The organism is Roseomonas sp. USHLN139, assembly GCF_037145735.1.
GTDB lineage: Bacteria > Pseudomonadota > Alphaproteobacteria > Acetobacterales > Acetobacteraceae > Pseudoroseomonas.
The window spans coordinates 48,944-55,297 of the sequence record NZ_JBBCWY010000016.1; the positions used below are offsets into that span (position 1 = coordinate 48,944).

5 protein-coding genes, 1 tRNA gene and 1 pseudogene are annotated in these 6,354 nt (G+C 66.3%); 3 read left to right on the plus strand and 4 right to left on the minus strand.

Annotated features, from left to right (window positions below):
* Window positions 1-16: 16 nt before the first annotated feature.
* The 4 genes from proB to rplU all read right to left on the minus strand — a co-directional run bounded on the left by proB (window position 17) and on the right by rplU (window position 2,916).
* The gene (proB, locus tag WFI16_RS25120; protein ID WP_419900604.1) at window positions 17-1,141 is read right to left on the minus strand and encodes a glutamate 5-kinase; all 1,125 of its coding nucleotides are present in this window, start codon (window positions 1,139-1,141) and stop codon (window positions 17-19) included.
* A complete protein-coding gene (obgE, locus tag WFI16_RS25125) occupies window positions 1,138-2,166 on the minus strand; it encodes a GTPase ObgE (RefSeq protein WP_419900605.1) in 1,029 nt (342 codons plus the stop codon). The genes proB and obgE overlap by 4 nt, the downstream gene beginning before the upstream one ends.
* A gap of 127 nt (window positions 2,167-2,293) precedes the next feature.
* Entirely contained in the window at window positions 2,294-2,563 is a 270-nt protein-coding gene (gene rpmA / locus WFI16_RS25130) for a 50S ribosomal protein L27 (protein WP_120005978.1), read from the minus strand.
* 35 nt (window positions 2,564-2,598) lie between these two features.
* Entirely contained in the window at window positions 2,599-2,916 is a 318-nt protein-coding gene (gene rplU, locus WFI16_RS25135; RefSeq protein WP_419900606.1) for a 50S ribosomal protein L21, read from the minus strand.
* Window positions 2,917-3,143: 227 nt separating this feature from the next.
* Here rplU and WFI16_RS25140 point away from each other — a divergent pair.
* The 3 genes and pseudogenes from WFI16_RS25140 (at window position 3,144) to WFI16_RS25150 (ending at window position 6,255) form a co-directional block, all read left to right on the plus strand.
* Window positions 3,144-3,233: transfer RNA gene (locus WFI16_RS25140), tRNA-Ser, on the plus strand.
* A gap of 700 nt (window positions 3,234-3,933) precedes the next feature.
* Window positions 3,934-4,847, plus strand: a pseudogene (locus tag WFI16_RS25145) (Na+/H+ antiporter NhaA).
* Between the two features lie 226 nt (window positions 4,848-5,073).
* On the plus strand, window positions 5,074-6,255 hold the full coding sequence (locus WFI16_RS25150; RefSeq protein WP_419900607.1) for an AAA family ATPase: 1,182 nt from the start codon (window positions 5,074-5,076) through the stop codon (window positions 6,253-6,255).
* Window positions 6,256-6,354: the final 99 nt, after the last annotated feature.

Below are 6,354 nucleotides of genomic sequence, written 5' to 3' on the forward strand. Positions count from 1 at the left end.
CTCGGGCGTGGAAAGCTTACAGCAGGACCAGGTCGTCGCGGTGGATCAGCTCGTCGCGGCCGCGCCAGCCCAGGATGGTCTCGATCTCCTCCGAGCGGCGGCCGGCGATCGCCCGCGCCGCCTCGGCATCATAGGCGGAGAGGCCGCGGGCCAGCTCGGCCCCCGCCTCGTCGCGCACCGCGACCGGGTCGCCGCGGCCGAATTCGCCCTCGACCGCACGGACGCCGGCGGGCAGCAGGGAACGGCCGTCGCGCAGCGCGCGCGCCGCCCCGGCATCGACCCGCAGCACGCCGAGCGGCGCCAGCGAGCCGGCGATCCACTGCTTGCGCGCGGTGCGGCCCTCGGGAGCCGGCAGGAACCAGGAGCAGCGGGCGCCTTCCTCCAGCGCCTGCAGCGGATGCGGCCGGGTGCCGAGGGCGATGGCCATGGCGCAGCCGGCGCCGGTGGCGATCTTCGCCGCGATCAGCTTGGTGCGCATGCCGCCCGAGGAATAGCCCGGCGGCGGCTCGCCCCCCATCGCCATGATGCTGTCGGTCATCCGCTCGATCACCGGCAGGTGCACCGCCTCGGGGTCGCGGCGCGGATCGGCGGTGTAGAGCCCGTCGATATCCGACAGCAGCACCAGCGCATCGGCATGGATCATCTCGGCGACGCGGGCGGCCAGGCGGTCATTGTCGCCGAAGCGGATCTCCGCCGTGGCCACCGTGTCGTTCTCGTTGATCACGGGGACGCAGCCGAGGTCGAGCAGGGTGCCGAGCGTCGCCCGCGCATTGAGGTAGCGGCGGCGGTCCTCGCTGTCCTCCAGCGTCAGCAGCAGCTGCGCCGCGGTCAGGCCGTGCTGCGACAGCGCGGTCTGCCAGGCGCCGGCCAGGCGGATCTGCCCGACAGCGGCCGCCGCCTGCTTTTCTTCCAGCCGCAGCTTGCGCTTCACCAGGCCGAGCGAGCGGCGGGCGAGGGCGATGGCGCCCGACGAGACCAGGACGACCTCGACCCCGCGCGCCCGCAGCATGGCCACATCGGCGGCCACGGACGAGATCCAGGCCTCGCGCGGCGCCGCCGTCTCCGGATCGACCACCAGGGCCGAGCCGATCTTCACGACGAGGCGCCGGGTGGTGGCGAGCGAAGGCGGCGGCAGGCTCATGCCGCGGTGCCCTTCTGCGCCGCCTGCTCCTCGCGTTGGCGGTAGATGGTGTCGGCCAGCTCGCGCAGCACGCCGGGCACGCCTTCCTGGGTCACGCCGCTGATCAGCCGGACCTCGCGGCCGGTGGCGCGCTCCAGCGCCTTGACGCGGCTGGCGCGGGCCTGCGGCGTCATGGCGTCGAGCTTGTTCAGCGCGATGATCTCCGGCTTGTCGACCAGGCCGCCGCCATATTCCTCGAGCTCGCCGCGCACCGTCTCATAGGCGCGCACCGGGTCGGGCTGGCTGCCATCGATCAGGTGCAGCAGCACGGCGCAGCGCTCGACATGGCCGAGGAAGCGGGTGCCGAGGCCCGCACCTTCGGCCGCGCCCTCGATCAGCCCGGGGATGTCGGCCAGGACGAACTCTTCCGTGGCGTTCAGCCGGACCACGCCCAACTGCGGCGTCAGGGTGGTGAAAGGATAGTCGGCGATCTTCGGCCGTGCCGCGCTGGCAACGGAAAGAAAAGTCGACTTGCCGGCATTGGGCAGGCCGACCAGCCCGGCATCGGCGATCAGCTTGAGGCGCAGCCAGAGCCAGCGCTCCTCGCCCGGATAGCCCTTGTCGGCGCGGCGCGGGGCGCGGTTGGTCGAGGTCTTGAAATGCGCATTGCCATGGCCGCCATCGCCGCCGGTGCAGATCACGCTGCGCTGGCCGGGCTCGGTCAGGTCGGCCAGCACCGTCTCCTTGTCCTCGTCCAGCACCACGGTACCGACGGGGACCTTCAGCACGACATCCTCCGACCCGGCGCCGGTGCGGTCGGAGCCGGCGCCGTTGCCGCCCTTGCGCGCCTTGAAATGTTGCGCGTAGCGGTAGTCGATCAGGGTGTTCAGCCCGGGCACGGCCTCGATGATGACATCGCCGCCCTTGCCGCCATTGCCGCCATCCGGCCCGCCGAACTCGATATACTTCTCGCGGCGGAAGGCGATGACGCCATCGCCGCCATCGCCGGCCTTCACCCAGATCTTGGCTTCGTCGAGGAACTTCATGTCAGTCGGATCCGGGGGGAGAAGGGGGATGGCCGGGGCAGGGGGCGAGGGCAGGCTCGGGCACAAACAAAAACGGGGGCCTTGCGGCCCCCGTTCGCGTCTGTACCGGTCGCGAAGGCGCGCGAGGTTACTCGGCGGCCTGCGGCAGCGGCTCCACGGAGACGTGGACGCGGCCCTCGGCGCGGCGGGTGAACTTCACCTTGCCCTCGACGGCGGCGTGGATCGAATGGGTGCGGCCGACCAGGACATTGGTGCCCGGGACCATCTTCGTGCCGCGCTGCGTCACGATGATGTTGCCGGCCAGCACGTGCTCGCCGCCGAACTTCTTGACGCCGAGGCGCTTGCCCGCGGAGTCGCGACCGTTGCGGGACGAGCCGCCAGCCTTCTTATGTGCCATGAGGAGTGTCTCCTAAATCTCGAGGACGCTGGCGATCAGGCCGCGGCGATGGCGGAGATGCGCAGCACCGTCTGGGGCTGGCGATGGCCATTCTTGCGGCGGCTGTTCTGCCGGCGGCGCTTCTTGAAGATCAGGACCTTGTCGCCCTTCTTGTGCTCCAGCACCGTGGCGGTGACGGAGGCGCCGGCCACGATGGGCGCGCCGATCGTCAGCCCGGCCTCGCCGGAGATCGCCAGGACATCCTGGAAGGTGATGGTCTGGCCGGCTTCGGCCTCCAGCTTCTCGACGATCAGCACGGCGTTCGGGGTGACGCGGTACTGCTTGCCGCCGGTGCGGATCACTGCGTAGGTCATTGGGGCGCCCTGAAAGCTCTGCCGTGCTGGCCTGATTCGAAAAGAATAGTGGCCGAGAACGGCCGTCGGCGACGCCACAGGCATCGTCGGGAGGACGGCCGTATAGCGCCGGGGGGTCCGGGGAGTCAACGCTGGCCAGGGGATTCGCGCTTTTTCCGTGAAAAGCCGCGTTGCGCTCCGGCCGAAGCCCCTCTATACCCCGCCCCGCCTGACGACCAGCGCACCGCGGAGAGGTGGCAGAGTGGTCGATCGCGTCGGTCTCGAAAACCGAAGTAGGTGCAAGCCTACCGTGGGTTCGAATCCCACCCTCTCCGCCAGCGGACCAGCTTTTCTGCGGGTTTCCGGCCGGTCAGACCGATCTACCCCCAACGCTACCCCCAATGCCGCAGAGGCTGCCGTTTTCGGGCGGCGCCTTACATGCCCGAGTGGCCGCGCCTACGGCGGGGTTGCTTCCGCTCTGAGATCGTCGGCGGATCTGTAAGGCTGGCAGCTGCGGTTATTTGCTGTTCCAGCCGTTCCGCTGTTCCCGGACGATCTAAATAACTGATATCAAACGTTCTCTATGGAACGGCAGGATGAAGTCTGCCGTTCCCCTTGCCGTTCCACCGCAGGGTTGCGCCTAGCCACGGCCAAAGGGTGGGCGAGCACAGCATGCCGGCAGTGTCTCCAGCTGCTCGCGCGGGCGAAATTCCCAGGTTGATTGCGGCCGTCGGTCAGCGATGCAATCGAGGCCGCGGGTGCAGTTCCAAGAATGGGGCGGGCAGGGCATAGCGTCGGTCGGGCCGCCAGCGAGCCTTCGCTTTTCCAGAATTCGCCTGATGGCCCAGCCTGCCTATTTCCGCCCCAGCGTCCTGCGCCGCTTTCTGGACGGCCACTCCTCCGCCGGCTTGGTCCTAATGGCGGCCGCCGCCCTGGCGCTGGTCGTCGCCAACTCGCCCCTCGCGCCCGCCTGTAGGGCGACGCTGGCCGCCTATGTCGGGCCGCTCTCGGTCGGGCACTGGATCAATGACGGGCTTAATGGCCGCCTTCTTCCTGCTGGTCGGACTGGAGATCAAGCGCGAGGCGCCGGACGGCCAGTTTCCCACCTGGTCGCGCCTCGCCCTGCCGGGCTTCGCGGCGCTGGGCACCATGGTGGTGCCGGCGCTGATCTTCCTGGCCTTCAACCGCTCGGCCCCGGCCGCGGGTGGCTGGGCGTGCTGTCGCTGCTGGGCAACCGGGTGCCGGCCTCGCGGCGCATCTTCCTGGCGGCGCTAGCGATCATCGACGATCTCAGCGCCGTGGTGATCATCGCGCTGTTCTACACGGCGCAGATCTCGCTGCCGGATCTCACCGGCGCGGCGGCGGTGGTCGTGCTGCTGGTGGCGATGAACCGGCTCGGCGTGCGGCGCTTGGCACCCTATCTGCTGCTCTGGCTGCTGGTGCTGCGCTCCGGCGTGCATGCGACGCTCGCCGGCGTGATCCTGGCCTTCACCATCCCGCTCGCCGCCAGCCCGGGCCGCCCCGATGACGCCACTAGCCCGCTGCACCGGCTGGAACATGCGCTGCACCTGCCGGTCGGCTTCCTGGTGGTGCCGATCTTCGGCCTGGCCAATGCCGGCGTGCCCTTCCTCGGCCTGCTGGCCGGCAAGCTGGTGGGCGTGCTGGGCTTCTCGCTGCTGGCGATCCGGCTGGGCCTGGCCGACTTCCCTGTACATGCCGGGCAGCTGCAGCTGGCCGGCATCGCGCTGCTCTGCGGCATCGGCTTCACCATGGCCCTGTTCATCACGCTGCGGGCCTTCCCGGCCGACCCGCTGCTGCAGACCGAGGCGAAGATCGGCATGCTTAGTGGCTCGCTGGTGGCGGGGCTGCTGGGCTACCTAGTGCTGCAAGTGGCGCCGCAGGACTGGCCGGGCACGCCTTCGCGCATTCAGGCGGCAAGGGCGTTCCCTTGAACGGGTGGTCCGCTCGACGTCCGCCCGAGGGACGCATGCCATTCCGGCAGTCTCCACAATTGCACTGCTATCCCAGTTCGGTCGTTGCTCCGCCCTCGGGTGCTGACCTGGACTTGCTGCGGCTGGGTCAAGGCCGCAATTGTTCAGATCAGCAACCAGGCGGCACATCCTGGATCGATCCGCGTCCGAAAAGTCCAGCTGGCGCTTGCTAGGACTGAGGTGTAGCTTGCTGCCTTCCAAGATTGAGAACCAAGAGGCAGCTGTGCTCACGTCGATTGAGATAGTTGGGGAGGCAACCTACCCGCCGTCAGGCGCAAAGCTCTCCGAGCTGCGCAAGATCAACTATTTATTTGGCCATAACGGGTGCGGAAAGACAACGATCTCGCGGGCGATCCACGACCCGAGCGCTCGGCCTGGCTATAACGTTGCCTGGGCTGATGGACGAGCCATTCCGACATTTGTGTACAATCGCGACTTCGCTGAGGCCAACTTTGGCGAGCAGATGAGAGGGATCTTCACTCTTGGTGAAGAGTCGATCAGAGCAGCCGAAGAGGTTAGCCGCCTTCAGGCAGAAATTTCCAAAATTACCCGAGAGATTGATAGCTTGGGTCGGCAGCTCAACGGCGAAGGAGGTGCTGGTGGGCGGTGTGCTGAGCTTTTGGCGGCGCGTTCCGCCCTAGAGGACGCTTGCTGGGAGTCGCAAAGGTCTCACAAAGGAGCTTTCGAGGTCGCGTTTACCGGGCATCGAGGAAGCAAATCAGCCTTTTGCAGCAAGCTTTTAGCTGAGCATCAGACCAACAGTGCTGATCTAGTCGCTCATACTGATCTCACGTTCCAGGCCGCCACCGTCTACCGATCTTCTGCACTAACCGTGGCGACGATTGATCTGCCGTCGTTTGATGGTCTAGCCCTCATAGAAGCACATGAGATCCTACGACGTAGGATCGTTGGCCGAGACGATGTCGTGGTTGCAGGGTTGATTCGGCGCCTGGAAAACAGCGACTGGGTTAAGCAGGGCGTCCCTTTTCTTCGCATCGCCGAAGGTTCGTGCCCATTTTGCCAGCAGCCAGCTCCTCCGGATCTTCTGGATAGCTTGAATGCGTTCTTCGACGCTCAATACGAATCGGATATATCTCAGATAGCAAGCCTTGCTGCTCAATATGCCGAACGGACCCTGAATATCGATAAAAGAATTAACTCAATAATTTCTACGCCACATCTTTTTTTGAATGCAGAATTATTGGCTGAGAGATATCAGGTATTTAAATCTATAGTAGATTTGAACCACGATCGCTTGATTTTGAAGCGTCGGGAGCCCAGCAGTGAAGTTGCCCTCGAGGCGACTGCTCATGCAGGGGAGGCCATCTCTGCCCTTCTAATTGCCGCGAATGAACAGGCTAGAGCATGATCCGACCTGTTTGACTCGGACGGGGATTCCCGGGCGGCTGGAAATCTGATTCACCCTGTTGGCCGGGAGGAGGCCGGTGGTGATGAGCAGAGCGCTGTC

Bases quoted from the DNA above. Each gene is read 5' to 3' on its own strand.
- proB (WP_419900604.1), bottom strand. From the start codon at position 1,141: ATGAGCCTGCCGCCGCCTTCGCTCGCCACCACCCGGCGCCTCGTCGTG.
- obgE (WP_419900605.1), bottom strand. From the start codon at position 2,166: ATGAAGTTCCTCGACGAAGCCAAGATCTGGGTGAAGGCCGGCGATGGC.
- rpmA (WP_120005978.1), bottom strand. From the start codon at position 2,563: ATGGCACATAAGAAGGCTGGCGGCTCGTCCCGCAACGGTCGCGACTCC.
- rplU (WP_419900606.1), bottom strand. From the start codon at position 2,916: ATGACCTACGCAGTGATCCGCACCGGCGGCAAGCAGTACCGCGTCACC.